Annotated in this window: 20 protein-coding genes and 1 pseudogene; 4 read left to right on the forward strand and 17 right to left on the reverse strand. The window is 71.6% G+C overall.

The window, feature by feature from the left end:
• The coding region (locus BM333_RS06370; RefSeq protein WP_245777174.1) for an integrase core domain-containing protein at positions 1–236 on the forward strand (236 nt) is incomplete at its 5' end.
• 89 nt (positions 237–325) lie between these two features.
• Here BM333_RS06370 and BM333_RS06375 read toward each other — a convergent pair.
• The 3 genes from BM333_RS06375 to BM333_RS06385 are packed head-to-tail and all read right to left on the reverse strand — an operon-like array spanning position 326 to position 2,681.
• On the reverse strand, positions 326–1,375 hold the full coding sequence (locus BM333_RS06375) for a cbb3-type cytochrome c oxidase subunit I (RefSeq protein ID WP_245777175.1): 1,050 nt from the start codon (positions 1,373–1,375) through the stop codon (positions 326–328).
• Complete coding sequence (gene coxB, locus BM333_RS06380; protein ID WP_092308600.1) at positions 1,372–2,325, reverse strand: cytochrome c oxidase subunit II; 954 nt, start codon at positions 2,323–2,325, stop codon at positions 1,372–1,374. The genes BM333_RS06375 and coxB overlap by 4 nt, the downstream gene beginning before the upstream one ends.
• Positions 2,322–2,681, reverse strand: coding sequence for a c-type cytochrome (locus BM333_RS06385; protein WP_218151429.1), 360 nt, complete (start codon positions 2,679–2,681; stop codon positions 2,322–2,324). Before BM333_RS06385 ends, coxB begins: the two co-directional genes overlap by 4 nt.
• Before the next feature lie 219 nt (positions 2,682–2,900).
• On the opposite strand from BM333_RS06385, the pseudogene BM333_RS16100 reads away from it, so the two are divergent.
• Positions 2,901–3,356, forward strand: a pseudogene (locus BM333_RS16100) (c-type cytochrome); the annotation flags it as partial.
• Here BM333_RS16100 and BM333_RS16105 read toward each other — a convergent pair.
• Genes BM333_RS16105 through BM333_RS06405 form a run of 3 tightly spaced genes read right to left on the reverse strand, consistent with a single transcriptional unit; the run spans position 3,349 to position 7,333 of the window.
• Complete coding sequence (locus BM333_RS16105) at positions 3,349–4,083, reverse strand: cytochrome b (protein WP_092308606.1); 735 nt, start codon at positions 4,081–4,083, stop codon at positions 3,349–3,351. The pseudogene BM333_RS16100 and the gene BM333_RS16105 overlap by 8 nt on opposite strands.
• Positions 4,080–4,805 carry a cytochrome c oxidase assembly protein gene (locus BM333_RS06400; protein ID WP_092308609.1) on the reverse strand — a complete coding sequence of 242 codons (726 nt, stop codon included), beginning with the start codon at positions 4,803–4,805 and terminating at the stop codon, positions 4,080–4,082. The genes BM333_RS16105 and BM333_RS06400 overlap by 4 nt, the downstream gene beginning before the upstream one ends.
• Entirely contained in the window at positions 4,802–7,333 is a 2,532-nt protein-coding gene (locus BM333_RS06405; protein WP_092308612.1) for a membrane-bound PQQ-dependent dehydrogenase, glucose/quinate/shikimate family, read from the reverse strand. The genes BM333_RS06400 and BM333_RS06405 overlap by 4 nt, the downstream gene beginning before the upstream one ends.
• A gap of 397 nt (positions 7,334–7,730) precedes the next feature.
• On the opposite strand from BM333_RS06405, the gene BM333_RS06410 reads away from it, so the two are divergent.
• A complete protein-coding gene (locus tag BM333_RS06410) occupies positions 7,731–8,153 on the forward strand; it encodes a four-helix bundle copper-binding protein (RefSeq protein WP_092308614.1) in 423 nt (140 codons plus the stop codon).
• Positions 8,154–8,169: 16 nt separating this feature from the next.
• Here the strand turns inward: BM333_RS06410 and BM333_RS06415 are convergent, their stop codons facing one another.
• Genes BM333_RS06415 through BM333_RS06460 form a run of 10 tightly spaced genes read right to left on the reverse strand, consistent with a single transcriptional unit; the run spans position 8,170 to position 18,053 of the window.
• Positions 8,170–8,559 (reverse strand): RidA family protein, encoded by a 390-nt coding sequence (locus BM333_RS06415; RefSeq protein WP_092308615.1) that lies wholly within the window; start codon positions 8,557–8,559, stop codon positions 8,170–8,172.
• A complete protein-coding gene (locus BM333_RS06420; protein WP_092308617.1) occupies positions 8,556–8,978 on the reverse strand; it encodes an acyl-CoA thioesterase in 423 nt (140 codons plus the stop codon). The genes BM333_RS06415 and BM333_RS06420 overlap by 4 nt, the downstream gene beginning before the upstream one ends.
• On the reverse strand, positions 8,975–10,579 hold the full coding sequence (locus BM333_RS06425; RefSeq protein ID WP_092308620.1) for an AMP-binding protein: 1,605 nt from the start codon (positions 10,577–10,579) through the stop codon (positions 8,975–8,977). The genes BM333_RS06420 and BM333_RS06425 overlap by 4 nt, the downstream gene beginning before the upstream one ends.
• Complete coding sequence (locus tag BM333_RS06430; RefSeq protein ID WP_092308623.1) at positions 10,579–11,742, reverse strand: acyl-CoA dehydrogenase family protein; 1,164 nt, start codon at positions 11,740–11,742, stop codon at positions 10,579–10,581. Before BM333_RS06430 ends, BM333_RS06425 begins: the two co-directional genes overlap by 1 nt.
• A 3-nt stretch (positions 11,743–11,745) precedes the next feature.
• Positions 11,746–12,558 (reverse strand): enoyl-CoA hydratase family protein, encoded by an 813-nt coding sequence (locus BM333_RS06435; RefSeq protein WP_092308625.1) that lies wholly within the window; start codon positions 12,556–12,558, stop codon positions 11,746–11,748.
• Positions 12,545–13,021: a MarR family winged helix-turn-helix transcriptional regulator gene (locus BM333_RS06440; protein WP_218151431.1), complete on the reverse strand. Its 477-nt coding sequence runs from the start codon at positions 13,019–13,021 to the stop codon at positions 12,545–12,547. The genes BM333_RS06435 and BM333_RS06440 overlap by 14 nt, the downstream gene beginning before the upstream one ends.
• Positions 13,018–13,779, reverse strand: a complete 762-nt coding sequence (locus BM333_RS06445; RefSeq protein WP_092308626.1) for an SDR family NAD(P)-dependent oxidoreductase — start codon at positions 13,777–13,779, stop codon at positions 13,018–13,020. The genes BM333_RS06440 and BM333_RS06445 overlap by 4 nt, the downstream gene beginning before the upstream one ends.
• Positions 13,776–16,073, reverse strand: a complete 2,298-nt coding sequence (locus BM333_RS06450; RefSeq protein ID WP_092308627.1) for a bifunctional salicylyl-CoA 5-hydroxylase/oxidoreductase — start codon at positions 16,071–16,073, stop codon at positions 13,776–13,778. Before BM333_RS06450 ends, BM333_RS06445 begins: the two co-directional genes overlap by 4 nt.
• A 58-nt stretch (positions 16,074–16,131) precedes the next feature.
• Positions 16,132–16,752: a glutathione S-transferase family protein gene (locus BM333_RS06455; protein WP_092308630.1), complete on the reverse strand. Its 621-nt coding sequence runs from the start codon at positions 16,750–16,752 to the stop codon at positions 16,132–16,134.
• 29 nt (positions 16,753–16,781) lie between these two features.
• Complete coding sequence (locus BM333_RS06460; RefSeq protein WP_092308633.1) at positions 16,782–18,053, reverse strand: NupC/NupG family nucleoside CNT transporter; 1,272 nt, start codon at positions 18,051–18,053, stop codon at positions 16,782–16,784.
• A 194-nt stretch (positions 18,054–18,247) separates the two neighbouring features.
• On the opposite strand from BM333_RS06460, the gene BM333_RS06465 reads away from it, so the two are divergent.
• Positions 18,248–19,093 carry a DUF4349 domain-containing protein gene (locus BM333_RS06465; protein WP_177221818.1) on the forward strand — a complete coding sequence of 282 codons (846 nt, stop codon included), beginning with the start codon at positions 18,248–18,250 and terminating at the stop codon, positions 19,091–19,093.
• Between the two features lie 287 nt (positions 19,094–19,380).
• Here the strand turns inward: BM333_RS06465 and BM333_RS06470 are convergent, their stop codons facing one another.
• A complete protein-coding gene (locus tag BM333_RS06470) occupies positions 19,381–20,259 on the reverse strand; it encodes a branched-chain amino acid aminotransferase (RefSeq protein ID WP_092308639.1) in 879 nt (292 codons plus the stop codon).
• Positions 20,260–20,300 lie beyond the last annotated feature (41 nt).

The raw sequence follows: 20,300 nt of genomic DNA on the forward strand, positions 1-20,300 counted from the left end.
TCGCGCCGGGCAAGCCCCAGCAGAACGGCTTCAACGAGAGCTTCAACGGCCGTCTACGGGACGAGCTGCTGAACGAAACTCTGTTCCGGTCGCTGCCACACGCCCGCATCGTGCTGGAATCCTGGCGGCGCGACTACAACGAAGCCCGGCCGCACTCCAAGCTCGGCTGGCTGACGCCAAAGGCCTATGCCGAGGCGCTTGACCGGAAAGATCGGCCGGCCTGCTGCGCTGGTTGATGGCTGCGCAGACCGGCCTCTTGCCAACCCCAACAACCCCAGCTCAGATCAACTACGGACTCTTGTTATGGCTGGATGAGAAACGGGGGTCACGTCAGCAGCGACACCGCCATCGACGCGGCCGAGAAGAAGCTGGTCGAGATGGTCGGCATGCCTGTGGTGAACATGTGGTGGGCCCACACGCCGAAGCTGATGAAGCCCGTGGCCAGCATGGCCAGCACCACCAGCCGGTAACCGACCAGCCGGGTCCTCGCCATGGCCGGGATGATGGTCGACATCGCCCCCGCCGCCGGCAGGAAGATGATGTAGACCTCCGGGTGGCCGAAGAACCAGAACAGGTGCTGCCACAGCAGCGGATCGCCGCCCTTCAGGGCGTCGAAGAAGGGCCAGCCCAGCGCCCGCTCGACCTCAAGCAGCAGGGTCGACAGGATGATCGACGGGAAGGCGATGATGATCATGCAGGCGAAGATCAGCATCGCCCAGGCGAAGATCGGCAGCTTGTCCAGCGTCATGCCCGGCGCGCGGTTGCGCAGCACCCCGACGATGATCTCGATGGCCCCGGCGATGGCCGAGATCTCGATGAAGCCGATGCCGAGCAGCCAGAAGTCGGCGTTGATGCCCGGCGAGTAGGTGGTCGAGGTCAGCGGCGGGTACATGAACCAGCCGCCGTTCGGGGCCAGGCCGAAGAAGATCGAGCAGAAGAAGGCCAGACCGCCGATCAGATAGGCCCAGAAGGCGTAGGCCGACAGCCGCGGGAACGGCAGGTCGCGCGCGCCCACCATCTGCGGCAGCAGCAGCACCCCCAGCGCCTCCACCGCGGGCACGGCGAACAGGAACATCATCACCGTGCCGTGCACGGTGAACATCTGGTTGTAGGTCTCCTGAGGCAGGAAGCCGTTCATCGGCAGCGCCAGCTGCGTGCGCATCAGCAGCGCCAGCACCCCCGCCAGCACGAAGAACAGCATGGCCGCGCCGACGTAGTAGACGCCGATGAAGTTGTTGTTGATCGCCGTGATCCACTGCCAGCCCTTGGGGCCGCACCAGACCTGCTCCAGCGCCTCCAGCTCTCCCTTCGGCCGCGGCCCCTTGGTCGGGAAGCGCTCGTAGAGTCCCGGGTCGAACCCCGTCTCGCCCTTCATTCGAGGCTCTCGAGCCAGGCCGAGACGTCACGCAGCTCCTGTCCGGTCAGCACCGGATAGGCGGGCATGCGATTGCCGGGTTTGATCGACTGGCTGTCGGCGATCCAGCCGGCCAGCGTTCCCTGGTTGTTGGGCAGGATGCCGGCTCCCAGCGTGCGGCGCGAACCGACGTGGCTGAGGTCCGGCCCCGCCAGACCATTGAACGCGGTCCCGGCCACCGTGTGGCACGCCCCGCAGCCGGCGCGATCGAACACCGCCGCTCCCGGATGCGACGTCGCGGCGGCGGGGGCCGGCGCCGCTTGTCGCGCCCGCCAGACCTCGAAGGCCGCCGGCTCGTGCGCCACCACGACGAAGCCCATCAGGGCGTGGGGGCCGCCGCAGTATTCGGCGCACTGTCCGCCATAGACGCCGGGCGCGTCGGCCTGGATGCGCATCAGGTTGCGACGCCCGGGGATCATGTCGACCTTGCCGGACAGACGGGGGACCCAGAAGCTGTGGATCACGTCGGCGGAGTCGAGCTCCAGGACCACCGGCCGTCCCACCGGAATGTGCAGCTCGTTGGCGTCCTGCAGCGCCTCGCGCCCATGCGCGTCCAGATAGGCGACGCGCCACCACCACATTTCCCCGGTGACGCGCACCCGCATCTCGCCCGCCGCCGGCTCCTCGGTGAGGCGGCTCGTCAGACCGAGGCCGTAGATCAGCAGGGCGCTGAGCACGACCACCGGAAAGGCCAGCCCGCCGATCCAGATCAGCCGCTCGCCGCCCAGCCGCGCGCGCCAGCGCCGCGGTCCGAACAGGGCGACGCCCAGCGCGACCAGCACGATGACCAGCACCGCTGCGGCCATGGCGAACAGCACCCAGGCCAGCACGTTCAGCGGTCCGGCGAACGGTCCCGCCGGGTCCAGCGCCGGCGGCGGCCAGCCGGACGTTCCGGGCGTCGGGGCGGTCATTGCAGCGTATAGAGCCAGGCGGCGACGTCGCGCGCCTCGGCTTCCGTGATCCGGGTCGCCGGCATGCCGGTCTCCGGAGCCATCGACGGCGCGTCCCGCACCCATCGCACCAGGTTGTCGGGCTGGTTCGGGAACCTGCCGGCGATCAGCGAACGGCCGCCGAAGCCTTCCAGCGAAGGGCCTGCCGCGCCCCGCGGCCACGCGATCCCGGGCGTCTCGTGGCAGGCGGCGCAGCCCACCTTCCGGGCGACCTCCAGCCCACGCGCCGGATCGGCGCCCGCGATCTCGCGCGGTCCGCCGCTCTTGTCGGAGCAGGCTGCGGTCAGCAGCGCCAGCAGCACCGCCCGCCCCTTCACGTCCGCTTCCGTCTGTTCGCCGGCAATCGTTCCGCCCCTCCTGCTCGAGAGCCTAACCCCCGCCCCACGGCGACGGTTCCGGGAACCGCCAAGGTAAGCGGGTGTTCGGTCCAGATGCGCGCCCTCCTGTCCTCCGGTCTGATCCTGTTCGCCGCGGCCTGCTCGGGAACCGACAGCCGGTCGACCGCGGGCTTCACGGCCGACGGCCAGGTCATCGCCATGAGCGGCGGCGAGGGCGGCGCGTCCAACGCCTGCTTCAGCTGCCACGGCCTCGACGGCATGGGCGACGGCGTCAGCGTACCCCGTCTCGCCGGCCTCGACGCCGGCTATCTGCAGAAGCAGCTCGAGGACTACGCCGGCCGGCTTCGCGACGACCCCGCCATGTACGAGGCCGCCCGCTGGCTCGACGACGACGATCGTCGCGCCGTCGCCGCCTGGTACGCCGCCCTCCCCGTGCCGCCGGGCGCCGCCGCAACCGCCCCGCCGCCGCCCGTCTGGCTGAGCGGCCGTCCCGGGGCCGTCGTCCCCGCCTGCGCCGTCTGTCACGACGCGCAGGGACAGGGCGTCGGCCCCGGCAATCCGGCCGTCGCCGGCCAGCCTGCCGCCTACACCCTCGACCAGCTGCGCCGCTGGAAGACCGGCGGACGCCGCAACGATCCCCGCAGCGTCATGTCGGACGCCGTCGCCGGCCTGACGGAAACGGAGATGCGCGCCATAGCCGCCTGGCTCGAGACCGCACCCATTGCTCCGCCGCCAGCCAGCGACGCTGCCACCGCGTCCGCTTCCGCGGCAGCTGCGGCACGACCGGAAGCATCCCGTGGAGTACGTCGTCCCGGTCGATGAGGTGGTGCTTCAGCGCCGCCCCGACATGGATGGGGATCATCAGCAGCAAGGTCAGGATCAGGCCCCAGTGGGTCCACTCGGCGACCGCCTCCACCTGCCAGCGCGTCGTCAGGTCTAGGTTCTGCATCGGCATCAGCGGCCAGGGCACGAAGCCCAGCAGGGTCAGGTCCTCCTCCCGCGCCGTCGCCGAGATCATCGCCCAGCCGCTCAGCGGCAGGCCGAACAGGCAGGCGTAGAAGACGTAGTGGGTCACGTGCGCCGCCATGCTCTCCCAGCCGGGCTTGTCGGCGTCGTTGATCGGCCCCGGGGCCAGCGTCCGCCAGGCGCCGCGCCCCAAGGCCAGCACCAGCATCAGCACGCCGATCGCGTAATGCAGGTCGTGGGCCGCGACCTTGTCGCCGCCCACCGGCAGTCGCCCCATCCACCAGCCCCAGAACAGCTGGAGGATCACCAGCCCCGCCATGGTCCAGTGGAAGATGATGGCCACCGGCGAATAGCGGCCCTCGTCGTGATGACCGGCCGCCCATTCGAGGACGTAGCCCGTAATCTTGACGATCATGCCGCGCCGGCCCCGGCCCTGGCGTCCGGCCCGATCCAGCGGCCGAGGGTCAGCAGCGCCGCCGCCAGATAGACCGCCGCCGCCGGCGCCCACATGATCAGCCCGGCCGCCTGCTGGTCCTCCAGCGCCGTCAGCCCCCACGCCGCGGTGGTGAGCAGATGCGGTGCATAGACCGGCTGGCCGGCGAAGGTCAGCAGGGCCCCGAGCAGGCCCATGGCCACCATCGCGATCAGCAGCTGGGCCACCGCCGCCGGTGCGGAGGCGCATCGCACCCCGGCCCAGAACCATAGCGCTGTGCCCAACAGGCTGGTCTGCATCAGCCAGTAGGCGGCGTCGTGCGACAGCGCCCAGGCGTAGGCGCCGGGGGCGTGCCAGATCCAGAACGCGACCGCCTGCGCCGCCGTCGCCAGCACGAGCGGGCCGGTCCTCCGGGCCGGCAGGGCCCAGGCCAGCAGCGGCGCGGCGACGGCGACCAGCAGCACGTGATGGACGGTGCGGGCGGCGAACAGGGCCGAGCTCAGCGCGCACAGGGGCGAAACGAAGCTGATCGCCAGCACACCGGTGGCCGCCAGCCCCAGCGCCCGCTCGCGCCCGCGCGCGCGCCAGGCGAACACGACCGCCGCCGCCAGCAACCCGGCGATCAGCACCGGGTCGAGGTTCCAGCGCCACTCGCCCCCGGCCGGCGCGGGCCCGCAATACGGCAGCCAGACCGCGCTGTTCATCGCTCGGGCAGCGCCCAGGCGATCACCTGGTCGCCCTTCGGCGTCTCCATGAAGTGGTGCCCTCCGGTCATCAGGACCAGATACTGCCGCCCATCCTGCTCATAGACCATCGGCCCGGCCTGGCCGCCGGCCGGCAGCGCCTCGGACCACACCGTTTCGCCGGTCTCGATGTCGATAGCGCGGATCAGGTCGTCGGTGGCGGCGGCAATGAAGACCAGCCCGCCCGCCGTCACCACCGAGCCGCCGTTGTTGGGCGTGCCGATGTCGATCGGCAGCATCGACGGAATGCCGAACGGGCCGTTCTTCCGCGCCGTGCCCAGCGGCCGGTCCCACACCGTGCGGCCGGTGCGGATGTCGATGGCCCGGATGCCCCCGTACGGGGGCTGCTTGCACAGCATGCCGGTCGACTTCATCCGCCAGCCGGCGTTGACGTCGATGGCGTAGGGCACGCCCCACTGCGGGTCGCCCGCCCCCTCCGCGCCCTCGGGCACGCCCCCGCGCGACTCCGGGGTCTGCTTCTTCAGCCGCGGGTCGCCGCGCGGGAACCAGCCCTTCTCGTTGGCCTCCTCGCGGGGCACCAGCCGGTTGTAGTTCGGCATGTCGTTGTAGTTGGCGATGATCCAGCCGCGTCGCGGATCGACCGCCACCCCGCCCCAGTCCGAGCCGCCGTTGTAGCCCGGATACTGGATCCAGCGGCGGTCCGCGGTCGGCGGGGTGTACATCCCCTCGTACGCCGCCTGCCGGAAGCCGATGCGGCAGATCATCTGGTCGATCGGCGACATGCCCCACATGTCGCGCTCGGTCAGGGCCCGCTTGGCCAGGGTGTGGAAGCCCGAGAACGGCTGGGTCGGGGTGCGCTGGTCCGGCTCGACGCCGCCGCCCGGCACGCGCCGCTCCTCCACCGGCGTCAGCGGCCGCCCGGTGCGCCGGTCCAGGATGTACAGGTCGCCCTGCTTGCTGGGCAGCACCAGCGCCGGGACCATGGCCCCGCCGACGGGATAGTCGATCAGCGTCGCCTGCGACCCAAGGTCGTAGTCCCAGACGTCCCGGTGCACGGTCTGGAACGACCACGCCGGGCGCCCCGTCGTGACGTCCAGCGCCACCAGAGATGTGGCGTACCGGTTCTCCGCCTCCGACCGGTCGGAGCTGTAGTAGTCCGCCGCCGAGTTGCCCATCGGCAGGTAGACCAGCCCCAGCTGTTCGTCGCCCGAGGCCGTGGTCCACATGTTCGGCGTGCCGCGGGTGAAGCTGTCGCCCGCCTCCGGTCGCCCGGTCAGGTCCGGCCGCGCCATGTCCCAGGCCCAGCGCAGCTCGCCGGTGACCGCGTCGAAGCCCTGGATCACCCCCGACGGGGCCTCGTTGTACTGGCCGTCCAGCACCTGGTGGCCGGTGACCACCACCCCGCGGACGATGGTCGGAGCCGAGGTGATCGACACCATGCCGGGGATGACCTCGCCCATGCCGACCTTGATATCGACCGACCCGTTGTCGCCGAAGTCGGCGCAGGGCCGGCCCGTGCGGGCGTCGACCGCAATCAGGCGGCCGTCCAGCGTCCCCTCGATGATCCGCCGGGCGCAGGCCGCGGCGGCCGGGGCGGGCGACGCAGCGGCCGGGGCCGCGGGGGCGGGCCTCGTCCGCGCGCCCGTCGCCGGGGCGCCCTGCGGCATGGCGACCGTCGGAGCGGTCGCCGTCGGCGCGGTCCCGTTCGCTGCCGCGGCGACGTCGTAGTAGGCCACGCCCCGGCAGGCGGCGGTGTAGGGGATCCACTCGTCCGACACCTGCGGATCGTAGCGCCAGCGCTGCTCGCCGGTGCGCGCATCCAGCGCGATCAGCACATTGCGCGCCGAGCACAGGTAGACCGTGTCCCCGACCTTCAGGGGCGTCGTCTCCGCCCCCCACTTGTCCTCGGGCAGGTCGCCGGTGCGGTAGGTCCACACCCGCTCCAGCCCGCCGACGTTGTCGCGGGTGATCTGCGCCAGCGGCGAGTAGCGCCGGGCGCTGTAGGTCCCGCCATAGGCGGGCCAGTCGGCGCCGACGTCCCGCAGCGACGGCTCCGTCATTCCGGGCAGCAATCCGCCCGCGCCCGGTTGGGGCGTCATCGGCCGGTTGGCCTGGGCGACGGCCACGCCGAAGCCGACAGCGCCCAGCGCGAACACGCCGCCGGCGATCAGCGCCAGCCGTCCGCCACGGCGGCGATCAAGCACCGGAAGAGCGGCGATCACGGCGATCAGCAGGACGGCGGGGGCGACGAGGCGCGGAACCAGCGCCCAGCCGTCCAGCCCCACCTCCCACAGCGCCCACAGCACGGTCAGGACGAAGACGGAGACGTAGATCCACGCCCCCGCCGGCCGGAGCCGGAACAGCATCACGCCTGCCGCGACGATGCCGAGTCCGGCCAGCAGGTAGTAGAACGAGCCGCCCAACGACAACAGCCACGCGCCGCCGCCGACCAGGATCGCACCGATCAGGAGGAACACGGCCGCCAGCAATCTCACCGCCCAGCCGCCTGCTCCGGTTCGCCTCGCCATTCCCGCCTCCTTTCCGCCTTGACCGTAAAGCCTGCGGCTTGCGCGGGAGTTCCACAGAAAGGCTGGGCGGGAGCGACCGCGGCTCGTGGACGACCGGACCGAAGAGGGGCAGCCCGGGGTTTGCTCCCGGCCTTCATCCCGCTAGAGGCATCCTCCTTGGGGCATTCAGGGACTTGCGCATGTTTGCAGCGATCCGGCGGCTGGTCCGTCAGCTCAGGTGTCGGCGACACCGATGGCGTCCCGACCGGCGGCGGGAAGGCCGCGAGTTCTGCGATCTCTGCGGGGCGAGGCGGCGGGCCCCCTGATCTTTTTCGACACGGCTCCGAACTTCCGGCCGCGCCGCGGGTTGCCCTGACGCCCCTCCAGATCGGGGCCAACACATTCAGGGAGCCCGGACATGCGCGCCGAACAGATGATCGCCACCCACCCGCACGTTCGCGGCGAGGTCAACACCGCCCTCGCCCGTTGCGTCGAGGCCTGCTTCGACTGCGCCCAGGTTTGCGCCTCCTGCGCCGACGCCTGCCTCGGCGAGGAGATGGTCGCCGAGCTGGTGCAGTGCATCCGCCTGAACATGGACTGCGCCGACGTCTGCCTGACCAGCGGCCTGATCGCCACCCGTCGTTCCGGCGGCGACGTGCCGGTGATCGAGGCCCAGCTGCGCGCCTGCGAACTGGCCTGCGCCCGCTGCGCCGCCGAGTGCGAACAGCACGCCGAAAAGCACGAGCACTGCCGCATCTGCGCCGAGGCCTGCCGCGAATGCGAGCGCGCCTGCCGCGACGCCCTCGCCAGCCTGCCGCGCAGCAGCACCGCGGCGCACTAGAGCAAGATCGGCCGGGTCAGCCGATCACGGCCGTGGTCTCGATCTCCAGCCGGGCCTCGGCCTCGATCAGGCCCTTCACCTCGACCACCGCCATGGCCGGGTAGTGCGGGCCGATCAGCTCGCGCCAGGCGGCGCCGACCTCGCGCAGACTGGCCAGGTACTCCTCGCGGTCGACCACGAACCAGGTCATCCGGACGATATCCTCCGGGCCCGCGCCGCCCTCGGCCAGCACCGCCAGGGTGTTCTCCAGCGTCTGGCGGAACTGCGCTGCGAAACCCTGCGGGAACACGCCCTGGGGGGTCCAGCCGATCTGGCCGGCGACGAACACCATCCGGCCCCCGGCGGCGATCCCGTTGGAATAGCCCCTCGGCCGGGGCCAGCCGTCGGGCAACAGGACGCGGTTCATGCGGCGCTCTCCTCGAAGGGCGCCATCCGCGCCCGCAGGTCCTCGGGCCAGGCCTCCGGCTTCAGCGCGCGGCCGACGTGGACGATGGTCTGCGTCGCCTCGAAACGCCTCTCGCCGCCGCAGTCGATCCGGTGGCGCAGTCCGCACGAGGCGCCGCCCAGCCGGACGACGGCGAGCGAGAAGTCCAGGTCGTCCTCCAGCCGTGAGGGCGCCCTGAACGTCGCCTCCACCGCCGCCGTCGGCACGCTCGCGCCGCGCTCGAGGTGCAGCTCGCGGAACGACACGCCGAGCGGGCCGGCGAACCAGTCCTCCACCACCCCGTTCAGCATCTCGAAATAGCGCGGGAAGAAGACGATCCCCGCCGCGTCGCAGTCGGCGAAACGCACCCGCCGCCGCACGGTGAACACCTGGCCGGTCATGCGCCGCCCTTCAGCCGGAAGCGCTGCAGCTTGCCGGTCTGGGTCTTCGGCAGACTGTCCACGAACTCCAGCGCCCGCGGATACTTGTACGGCGCGATGACGGCCTTCACGTGCGCCTGCAGCTCGCAGCGCAGCGCATCCGACGGCTCCCGGCCGGGATGCAGCACCACGAAGGCCTTGACGATCTGGCCGCGCTCCTCGTCCGGAGCCCCGATCACCGCCGCCTCCGCGACCGCCGGATGGCCGAGCAGGGCGTTCTCCACCTCGGGCGCGCCGATGTTGTAGCCGGACGAGATGATCATGTCGTCCGACCGGGCCACGAACCAGAACCGCCCCTCCTCGTCGAGACGGTAGACGTCGCCCGTCAGGTTCCAGCCGTTCTGCACATAGGCCGCCTGCCGCTCGTCCTCGAGGTAGCGGCACCCCGTCGGCCCCCGCACCGCCAGCCGGCCGGTCGACCCCGCCGGCAGCGGCTCGCCCGCTTCGTCCACGATCCGCGCCTCGTAGCCGGGCACCGCCCGCCCCGTGCAACCGGGCCGTATGTCGTCTCCCTTGGCGGAGATGAAGATGTGGATCATCTCGGTCGAACCGATGCCGTCGACGATCCGCACGCCGGTGGCGCCGTGCCAGGCCTCGGACGTCGCCGCCGGCAGGGTCTCCCCCGCCGAGACGCAGGTGCGCAGCGACGACAGGTCGTGCTGGTCCGCCAGCTTCAGCAGCGCCCGGTAGCCGGTGGGCGCGGTGAAGATCGCCGTCGCCCGCTGCCGCTCGATGGTCTCCGCCAGCGCCTCGAAGCCGGGCCGGTCCGGGAAGGCCGTCGCCGCCCCCGCCGCGGCCGGGAACACCACCAGTCCGCCGAGCCCGAAGGTGAAGGCGATCGGCGGCGTCCCGACCACCACGTCTCCGGGACGCAGGTCGAGCATATGCCGGCCGAAGGTGTCCGCCATGGCCAGTACGTCGCGATGGAAGTGGACGCAGCCCTTCGGCTTGCCGGTCGTGCCCGAGGTGAAGGCGATCAGCGCCGGATCGTCGGCGGCGGTGTCCACCGGCGTGAAGCTGACCCCCGGGGGCTGATCCTGGGCCGCTCGCTGCAATTCGGAGGACGTCATGACCCTGGCGAGCGACGGGGCCGCCGCCCGCGCCTCCTCGACCGTTCCGGCCAGCGTCTCATAGACGAGCGCGTGGCTGATCTGCGCCTTGCCGATGACGGTCGCCAGTTCGGTCGCGCGCAGCATCGGCATGGTCGCCACCACCACCCCGCCGGCCTTCAGGATCGCGAACCAGGCCAGCACGGTCCACGAGCTGTTCGGCCCATGCAGCAGCAACCGATTGCCCGGGACCAGGCCCAGGTCCTCGACCAGCACCCGCGCCATCCGCCCGGAGATGGCGTCCACCCGGGCCCACGAGAATTCGTGGTCGAAGTCGAGCAGGGCCCGCCCCTCCGCCCCCGCCGCTTCCGTAGCGCGGCGGAGAAGCTCGGCGGCCGCGTTCAGCCGCGCCGGATACTCCAGCTCCGGCAGGTCGAAGAGGAAGTCCGGTTGCTGTCCCGGCGGCGGCAGCCGCTCCAGCACGAACCGGTCGACATGCGCGCTCTCCCCCATCAGCCGTCTCCCCGCAGCGCGCCCAGCGCCTGCCGGGCGATGACGATCTTCTGCACCTCCGAGGCCCCCTCGTAGATGCGCAGGGCCCGGATCTCCCGGTAGAGCCGTTCGACCGGGCTGCCCGAGACGACCCCCAGCCCCCCGAACAGCTGCACCGCCTGGTCGATCACGGCCTGCGCCTCGTCGGTGGCGTACAGCTTGGCCATCGCCGCCTCGCGGGTCACCCGCGGCGCCCCTTGGTCCTTCAGCCAGGCGGCGCGGTAGATCAGCAGGGCCGAGGCGTCGATCTTCAGCGCCATCTCGGCCAGCGCCGCCTGCACCAGCTGCAGGTCGGCCATCGGCGCCCCGAACAGCCGGCGGCTCACCGCCCGGTTGGCCGCCTCGTCGAAAGCGCGGCGGGCGAAGCCCAGCGCCGCGGCCGCCACCGTCGAGCGGAACACGTCCAGCGTCGCCATGGCGATGCGGAACCCCTGCCCCGGCTCGCCGAGCAGCCGGTCGCCGTCGACGCGGCAATTGGCGAACCTCAGCGTCGCCAGCGGATGCGGCGCCATCAGCGGAATGCGCTCCACCACCTCGAACCCGGGCGTGTCCGCATCCACCACGAAGGCGCTGATCCCCTTCGCCCCCGCCTCGCCGGTGCGCGCGAACACCGTGTAGCGGTCCGCCAGTCCGCCATTGGAGATGAAGGTCTTGGTCCCGTCCAGCACCCAGCCGTCGCCCTCGCGCCGCGCCGTGGTCGCCAGCGCCGCCACATCCGACCCCGCCTCCGGCTCCGACAGGGCGAAGGCGGCGATCGCCTCTCCCGCCGCCGCCGGCGGCAGCCAGCGGGCCTTCTGCGCCTCGGTCCCGAACAGGCTGATCGGCCCCGACCCCAGTCCCTGCATGGCGAAGACGAAGTCGGCCAGGCCCGAACGCCGCGCCAGCGTCTCGCGCGTCAGGCACAGGGTGCGCACGTCCAGCCGCCCCCCGGCGTCCGGCACGGCGTTCCCCAGCCAGCCGCCCGCCGCCAGCGCCTTCAGGATCGCCCGACAGTCGCCGTCGAGGTCATGGTCGCCATGCCGCCCGACCGCCTCGGCCCCGTCCGCCCACGCCTCCAGATCCGCCGCGAACGCCCGGTGCCGGTCGGCGAAGAAGGGCCAGTCCAGGAAGCTGCGGTCGGCCATGGCTCAGTTCCCCTCGAACACTGGCTCGCGTTTGGCGGCGAACGCCTCGTAGGCCCGCCGGAAGTCCTGCGTCTGCATGCAGATCGCCTGCGCCTGCGCCTCGCTCTCGATGGCGGCGTCCAGGCTCATGTCCCATTCGACGTTCAGCTGGTTCTTGGTCATGCCGTGGGCGAAGGTCGGGCCCTTCGCCAGCGACCGGGCCAGCTCGCGCGCCGTCTCCAGCAGCGCCTCCGGCTCGACCAGCCGGTTGTGGAAGCCCCAGCGCTCCCCCTCCTCCGCCGTCATGTTCCGCCCGGTGAACAGCAACTCCGAGGCCCGGCCCTGGCCGATGATCCGGGGCAGGATGGCGCACGCGCCCATGTCGCACCCGGCCAGCCCGACCCGGGTGAACAGGAACGCCGTCTTCGTCCGCGGCGTGGCGATGCGCAGGTCCGAAGCCATGGCCATGATCGCGCCGGCCCCGACGCAGATCCCGTCCAGCGCCGCGATGACCGGCTGCGGACAACCCCGCATCGCCTTGACCAGATCGCCCGTCATGCGGGTGAACTTCAGCAGCTCCGGCGCCCGCATCTCCGTCAGCGGGCCGATGATCTCGTGCACGTCCCCGCCCGAGGAGAAGTTGCCCCCGGCCCCGGTCACCACCACCGCCTTGCAGTCGTCAGCGTGGACCAGCCCGCGGAACAGGTCGCGCATCTCGGCGTAGGACTGGAAGGTCAGCGGATTCTTCCGCTCCGGCCGGTTCAGCGTCAGCGTCGCCACCCCGTCGTCGTCCAGCGACCACAGGAAATGCGCCGCCCGATACTCACGCGCCTTCATGGACCGTCTCCTCATGCAGGGCCGAGCGGATCGAGCGCCGCGCCCGCTCCAGCCGGCCGCCCAGTTCCTCGACGTCGCCGTCGCCCAGCCCGGCGAACAGCTCGCCGATCCAGCCCTCGTGCGCCGCCGCCATGACCGCGAAGCGGCTCCGCCCAGGCGCTGTCAGCCGCAGTCGCTGCACCCGCCGGTCCGATCCGGCCAGCCGCTCGATCAGGCCCTCGCCCTCCAACCGCCGGGCCAGCCCCGTGACGTTGCCGTTGGTGACCCGCAGCCGTTCCGCCGCCTCGCCCATGCTCAGCCCCGCCTCGCCCGCCCGGTCCAGCGCCGACAGCAGGTCGAAGCGCGGCAGGGTCGAGCCGAATTCCTCCCGCAGCCGCCGCCCGACCTCGCGCTCGACCGCCGTCGAACAGGCCAGCATCCGCAGCCACAGGCGCAGCGCCGCCTTGCCCCCGGCGCCGCTCACGTCTCGCCCCCCGCCACCGGGATCGCCGCCCCGTTCACACCCGAGGCGGCGTCGCTGCACAGCCAGACGATGGTCTCCGCCACCTCGTCCGGCGTGATCAGCCGCCCCTGCGGATTGCCCGCCGCCAGCGCCGCGCGCGCCTCGTCCCCGGTGCGGCCGGTCTTCGCCACGATCGCCTCCACAGAGCGCGCGACCAGACCGGTGTCGGTGAACCCGGGGCAGACGGCGTTGACCGTCACCCCCTTCGCCGCGACTTCCAGCGCCGCGGCCCGGGTCAGCCCCACCAGCCCGTGCTTGGCCGCCACATAGGCCGAGACGTAGGCATAGCCCTTCAGCCCCGCCGTCGAGGCGACGTTGACGATCCGGCCGTGCCGCCGCGCCAGCATGCCGTCCAGCACCAGCCGCATCGCCTGCGCCGGCGCCTCGAGGTTCAGCACCAGCATCTCGCGCAGCGCCGCCGCGTCGGTCTTCAGGAACGGCGCCGAGCTCGCCCCGCCGGCGTTGTTCACCATGATGTCGATCGGCCCGAAGCGGTCGCGCCCGGCGTCCAGCGCCGCCTCCAGCGCGTCGAAGTCGGTGACGTCCCCCGGCGCCGCGAAGGCCGCCTCGCCGATGCGGTCCGCCGTCTCCGTCAGCCGCCCCACGTGCCGCCCGACCAGCGTCACCTGCGCCCCGCTCAGGGCCAGCAGCTCGGCCGTCGCCCGGCCGATGCCCGACCCCGCCCCGGTCACCACCGCGTGCCGTCCCTGCAGGCTCATATCGCCCCCGCCTGCTGCTGCCGTTCGAGATTGCGCGCCAGCTGGGCGAAGCCCTGCCGGTACTGCACGGGCGGAGCCTGGCCGCGCCAGCCCAGCTCCGCCGCCGCGCGCAGCGTCCAGTTCGGATCGGCCAGGTGCGGCCGCGCCAGGGCGCACAGGTCGGCCCGGCCGGCGGCGAGGATGCCGTTCACATGGTCCGGCTCGTAGATGTTGCCCACCGCCATGGTCGCGACCCCCGCCTCGTTGCGGATGCGGTCGCTGAAGGGGGTCTGGAACATCCGGCCATAGACCGGCCGGGCCTCGGGCGTGGTCTGCCCGGCCGACACGTCGATCAGGTCGCAGCCGGCCCCGGCGAACGCGCGCGCGATGGCCACAGCCTCCTCCGGCGTCAGCCCCTCCTCGACCCAGTCGGTCGCCGACAGGCGCACCGACATCGGCCGGTCGTCGGGCCAGGCCGCCCGCATCGCCCGGAACACTTCCAGCGGGAAGCGCAGCCGGTTCTCCAGCGACCCCCCGTAGTCGTCCGTCCGCCGGTTCGAGACCGGGGTCAGGAACGACGACAGCAGATAGCCGTGCGCGCAGTGCAGCTCGACCATGTCGAACCCCGCCTCCGCCGCCTGGCCCACGGCGCGCACGAAGTCGTCGCGCACCCGGTCCATGTCCGCCCGCGTCATCGCGCGCGGAACCTGGTCGCCCTCGTCCCAGGCGATCGGCGACGGCGCGATCAGCTCCCAGCCGCCCTCGATCAAGGGTTGATCGGCGCGCGGGCCCCACGGCCGCTCCACCGATCCCTTGCGCCCCGCGTGCGCAAGCTGCAGGCAGATCCGCGCGCCCTGCCCGTGCACAAAGTCGACGATCCGCGCCCACGCGTCGCGGTGCTCCGGCCGGTACATGCCGGCGCAGCCGGGGGTGATGCGCCCGTCGGCCGTGACGTCGGTCATCTCGGTGAACACCAGCCCCGCCCCGCCCAGCGCCCGCGCCCCGAGGTGGACGAGGTGGAAGTCGTTCACCGTCCCGTCCTCGGCCGAGTACATGCACATCGGCGACACCACGACGCGGTTGGGCAGGGTCAGCCCGCGCAGCCGCAGCGGCGCGAACATCGGCGGCGGCGGCCTGTCCCCCCGCTCCGCCCCCGCCCGCCCGGCGAACCACCGCTCCACCCGCGCCACGAAGGCCGGATCGCGCAGGCGCAGGTTCTCGTGGCTGACCCTCTGGCTGCGCGTCAGCAGGCTGTAGGCGAACTGCAGCGGCTCCAGTCCGACGTAGCGCTCGACCGTCTCGAACCACTCCGTCGAATTGCGCGCCGCGCTCTGCAGCTTCAGCACCTCGACCCGCCGCTCGGCCTCATAGGCGGACAGGGCCGCATCCAGATCGCCGCCCGCGGTCACCGCCTCCGCCAGCCGGATGGCGTCCTCGAAGGCCAGCTTGGTGCCCGAGCCGATCGAGAAGTGCGCCGTGTGCGCCGCGTCGCCCAGCAGCACCACCTTGCCGTCGCGCCAGTCGGCGCACGCCACCCGCGGGAAGTTCAGCCAGGCCGACCCCCGCAGGTGCCGCGCGTTGCTCATCAACGCATGGCCGTCCAGCCATTCGGCGAACAGCGCCTCGGCCGCGCGGCAGGCCTCGTCCTGGTCCATGCGGTCGAAGCCCAGCCCGCGCCAGGTCGCCTCGGTGCATTCGACGATGAAGGTCGAGAGGCCCGGCTCGAAGCGATAGGCGTGCGCCCACACCCAGCCGTGCGGCGTCTCCACGAAGGCGAATGTGAAGGCCTCGAACGCCTTCCTCGTCCCCAGCCAGACGTACTTGTTGGTCCGCACGTCGACGTCGACGCCGAACGCCTCCGGCGCGGCGTTGCGCGTCCGGCTGTTCAGCCCGTCCGCCGCCACGACGAGATCGGCTTGCAGCGCCCGGGCGTCCTCCACCTCGGTCTCGAAGCGCAGCGCCACGCCCAGTTCCGCCGCCCGCGCCTGCAGGATCTCCAGCAGCCGGACCCGCCCGACGCCCGCGAAGCCGTGCCCGCCCGAGCGGATCGTCTCGCCGCGGATGTGCACGTCGATGTCGTCCCAGTGGACGAAGGCCGCCTCGATGCGCGCCGCCGTCTCCGGGTCGTTGGCCTTGAGGTTGGCCAGGGTCTGGTCCGAGAAAACCACGCCCCAGCCGAAGGTGTCGTCCGGCCGGTTGCGCTCGTACACCGTCACCTTCAGCGTCGGGTCGCGCAGCTTCAGGGAAATGGCCAGGTACAGGCCGCCGGGTCCGGCGCCCACGACGGCGACGGTGCGGACCGCGTCGGCTGGCATATTTGAAGCTTAAAATGATCGCAGCCGCTTCGTCCAGCCGCCGTGTCGCCTCCGGGCGTCAGACCCCGGCCGACGCCGCCGGCCGCGCCTTGCAGGTCTGCAGCCAGCGCGCGAGGTGGGTCAGCTCTTCCGGCGGCCGGTAGCGGATCAATCGCGCGAACTCGAGCCCGACCACCCCGACGATGTCGGCGATGGTGAACCGATCCCCGGCTACGAATTCGTGCTCGCCCAGCCGCCGGTCCAGCGACTTCATGAACTTCTCGGCCGAGACCCGGTTGTACTCGGCCACCTGCGGCAGCTGGGTCGCCTCCAGCGCCGCCAGCGCCGGGTGTGTGTGCCGCACGTTCAGCATGATCGGATTGGCCAGGTAGAATTCGCAGCGCCGGGTCCACATCTCGATCACCGCCTGCTCACGCACGTCGCGGCCGAACAGGTTGGGCTCGGGATACAGCGCCTCCAGATAGCGGCAGATGGCCACCGACTCCGAAATCACCGTGCCGTCGTCCAGCTCCAGCGCCGGCACGTGCGGCACGCCCACTTTCGCCCGGTATTCCGGCGTCCGGTTCTCGCCCGCCAGCAGGTCGATCTCGACGATCTCGACGTCCTCGATCCCCTTCTCGGCCATGACCCAGCGGACCCGCCGCGGATTGGGCGCGCGGTGCGAGGTGAAGAGCTTCATCGGGACCTCCGTTGCTTATCGCAACGCTATCAGCCGTAGATCGTCGACGGCAAGAGCCCGACCACGCAGGCGGTCATGATCGTCGCCAGGAAGCCGGCGAACAGCGCCTTCCACACCAGGCCCAGCACCTCCTCGCGCCGCTCCGGCATCAGCACGCTCAGCCCGGTCACGGTGATCCCCACCGAGCCGATGTTGGCGAAGCCGCACAGGGCATAGGTCATCAGCATCCGCGTCCGCTCGCTCATCTCGGCGACCGGCACCCGGCCCAGCTCGATGAAGGCGACGAACTCGGTCAGGGTCAGCTTGACCCCCAGCAGCCAGCCGGCGCGGCCCGCCTCGGACCACTCCACCCCGGTCAGCCAGGCCACCGGCGTGAACAGCCAGCCCAGCACCCGCTCCACCGTCACCTCGCCGCCGAACAGCCACAGGCCGCCCAGCATGACATTGGCCAGCGCCACCAGCGCCACGAACACGATCAGCACCGCCGAGATGTTCAGCACCACCATCAGGCCGTCGGCGGTGCCCTTCACAATGGCGTCCACGGCGCTGTCGTACTTCAGGGCCGAGTCGTAGTCGGCGTGAGCCCCGCCCTCGCCCGGCTTCTCCGGCACCATCACCCGCGCCAGCAGGATGCCGGCCGGCGCCGAGACGATCGAGGCGACCAGCACATGCCCCGCGGCGTTGGTCAGCACGGGCGACAGGATCGCCGCATAGGCCACCATGGTCGACCCGGCCACCGTCGCCAGCCCGACCACCATCAGCAGGAACAGCTCCGACCGCGTCAGCTTGTCCAGATAGGCGCGGATGACGATCGGGCTCTCGATCATGCCGAGGAAGATGTTGGCCGCCACCGCCAGCGCCGAGGCCCCGCCCAGCCCCATGGTGCGCTGGAACAGGATGCCGAAGCCGTGGGTGATCCACTTCAGCACCTTCCAGTGCCACAGCAGCGCCGACAGGGCCGAGATCACCAGGATCAGCGGCAGCACCTGGAAGGCGAAGGTGAACAGCGCCCCGTCGTTGGTCACGGCGTAGGGCTGGTCCCCGCCGGCCAGATAGCCGAACACGAACTGGGTCCCGCGCTGGGTCGCCGCGTTCAGCCCGTCAACCGCGCCGGTGATCGCGGCCAGCACGGCCTGCGAGCCGGGGATGGCGAACAGGGCCAGCACCAGCCCCGCCTGCACGGCGACGGCGCCCAGCGCCAGCTTCCACGGAAACGCCCGCCGGTTCTCCGACAGCGCCCAGCAGGCGGCGACGACCACGACCAGCCCGAACAGGCTCTGGAGATTCAGCAGGCTGAACATGAGGACTCCCCGACCGGCTCCCCGCCGGCCCTCGGCCCCGTTGAACGCCACGGCGCGTTCCGAGGCAAGCGCTTCCCGCGCCGCGAAGCGGGCCGGATATGGCCGCGCTTCTGCTCCGGCGCCGCCCAACCTCCGCCGCGATCCGGGCGCGCCATCACGAAACCGTGATCACGCGGAGACAGGGAGAAGTCGCGATGCGCAAGGGTCTCATGCTGGCCGCCGCCGGCGCCATCACATTGTCCGCCTGTAGCGAGGCGGACTACGCGGGGGAGACGCCGGCGAACGACGTCGCCGCCGAGGCCGCCGCCGCTCCGGACGCCTCGCCCCCGTCGCCCGCCGCCCTCGCCCCGGTGGCGGGGATCGCCTACGCCTTCAACTATGTGCTTTCGGTCCCGCAGGCGCGCGGCGCGGAGCTCATGAGCCGGCACGAGTTCACCTGCGTCTCGGCTGGTCCCGGCCTCTGCCAGGTCATCTCGGCGCGCGCCGACTGGGCCGGACGCGACCCCGGAGGCCGCCTCGAGCTGCGCGGCCAGCCCGACTGGATCAACCGCTTCCGGGCCGGGCTGGCCCTCGACGCGCAGAACGCCGGCGGGCGGCTGGAGGAGGCGCTGACCACGGGCGAGGACGTGACCCGCGATCTCGACGCGGCCGGTACGGACGCGAAGACATCGGCCTCGCTCACCGATCGTCTTCGCGACCTGCAGGGGCGTCAGGGCGGAACCCTGGCCCAACGTCTGGAGATCGAACGCCAGATCGCCGAACTGCAGCGCCAGCATGACGCCCGGCAGATCGAGCTGCGCGCTCTGAACGATCGCGTCCGGTCGGCCCGGCTGACCCTCGACTATCGCCAGGGCGGCGTCATGGCCGCCGACAGCCCGGCGCGGCCGGTCGCCCGCGCGCTGGCCGACGCCTTCGGCCTGTCGATGGGCATGCTGGCGGTCCTCATCACCGCCGGCTCGGTCTTCCTGCCGATCGCCGTGATCGCCGGCGCCGTCTGGTGGGCCGCGGCCCACCGCCGCCGACGACCGGCGACCTCATGAGGGCGGGAGGGCGGCCGGCAGGAATTTAATCCTGCCGGCCCCTTGATCCCGGCTGTGTCCGGACCATCTCGCCAGACAGTTGCGGTCTTTGACAATCAGACACGGACGCCGCGCGCAGCGGCCTCTGCGGAAATCGATTTCCGATAATCTGGCAGGGCGCCACGGCCCGCCGAGTGAGGTCTTGCGGCCAGCCCATTGACCCGACGCGGGATTTATCCGTCCGGGAGCGTGGCGCCTTTGGCAGGTTTGGCGCCCTGAATTCGTGCCAGGGCCTCGCCCGGCGACCTTCAGTCCTGCCGCCGCACCCGCCGCCCGTAGGCCTCCATCAGGTCGAGGCTCAGGGGTCCCGGCGTGAACCGGTATTCCCCGATCTCGCTCACCGGCGTCACCTCAGCGGCGGTTCCGGTCAGGAAGCACTCGGAGAAGGTCGCCAGCTCCTCGGGCCGGATGTGGCGCACGATCACCTCGATCCCCTTCTCGCGGGCGATCTCGATCACCGTCTGGCGGGTGATGCCGTCGAGGATGGCGTCGACCGGCGGCGTGTGCAGCACCCCGTCCTGCACGAAGAAGACGTTGGCCCCGGTCGCCTCGGCGACGTAGCCGCGCCAGTCCAGCATCATGGCGTCGGCGAAGCCCCGGTTCTCGGCCGCCGTCTTGGACATGGTGCAGATCATGTAGAGGCCCGCCGCCTTGGCCGCCGACGGGGCCGTGGCCGGGTCGGGCCGACGCCACTTCGCCCACTCCAGCCGGATGCCTTTCGCCTTGACCTCGGGATCGAAGTAGCTTGGCCACTCCCAGGCGGCGATGGCCAGGTGGGGCTTGCTGTTCCTCGCGGTGACGCTGACCTGCTCCGCCCCGAGGAAGGCCACCGGCCGCACATAGCAGTCGGAAAGGCCCATCTTCGCGCAGGTTTCCTTGCAGGCGGCGTCGATCTCGGCCACGCTGTAGGGAAGGTCGAAATCCAGCAGGTTCGCCGACCGCTTCAGGCGTTCCGAATGGGGCGTCAGCTTGAAGATTTCGCCGCCATACATACGCTCACCCTCGAAGACCGACGAGCCGTAGTGAAGGGCATGGGTCAGAACGTGCGTTTTCGCGTCCCGCCAGGGCACGAAATCACCGTCGAACCAGATCCAGCCGTCACGATCGTCGAAAGGAACGAAGGCCATTGAAGAACGTCTCCCGCGCAGTCCCATGGGTTAGAGCCGCC

Source organism: Brevundimonas viscosa, from assembly GCF_900116065.1.
In the GTDB taxonomy this organism is placed as follows: Bacteria; Pseudomonadota; Alphaproteobacteria; order Caulobacterales; family Caulobacteraceae; genus Brevundimonas; species Brevundimonas viscosa.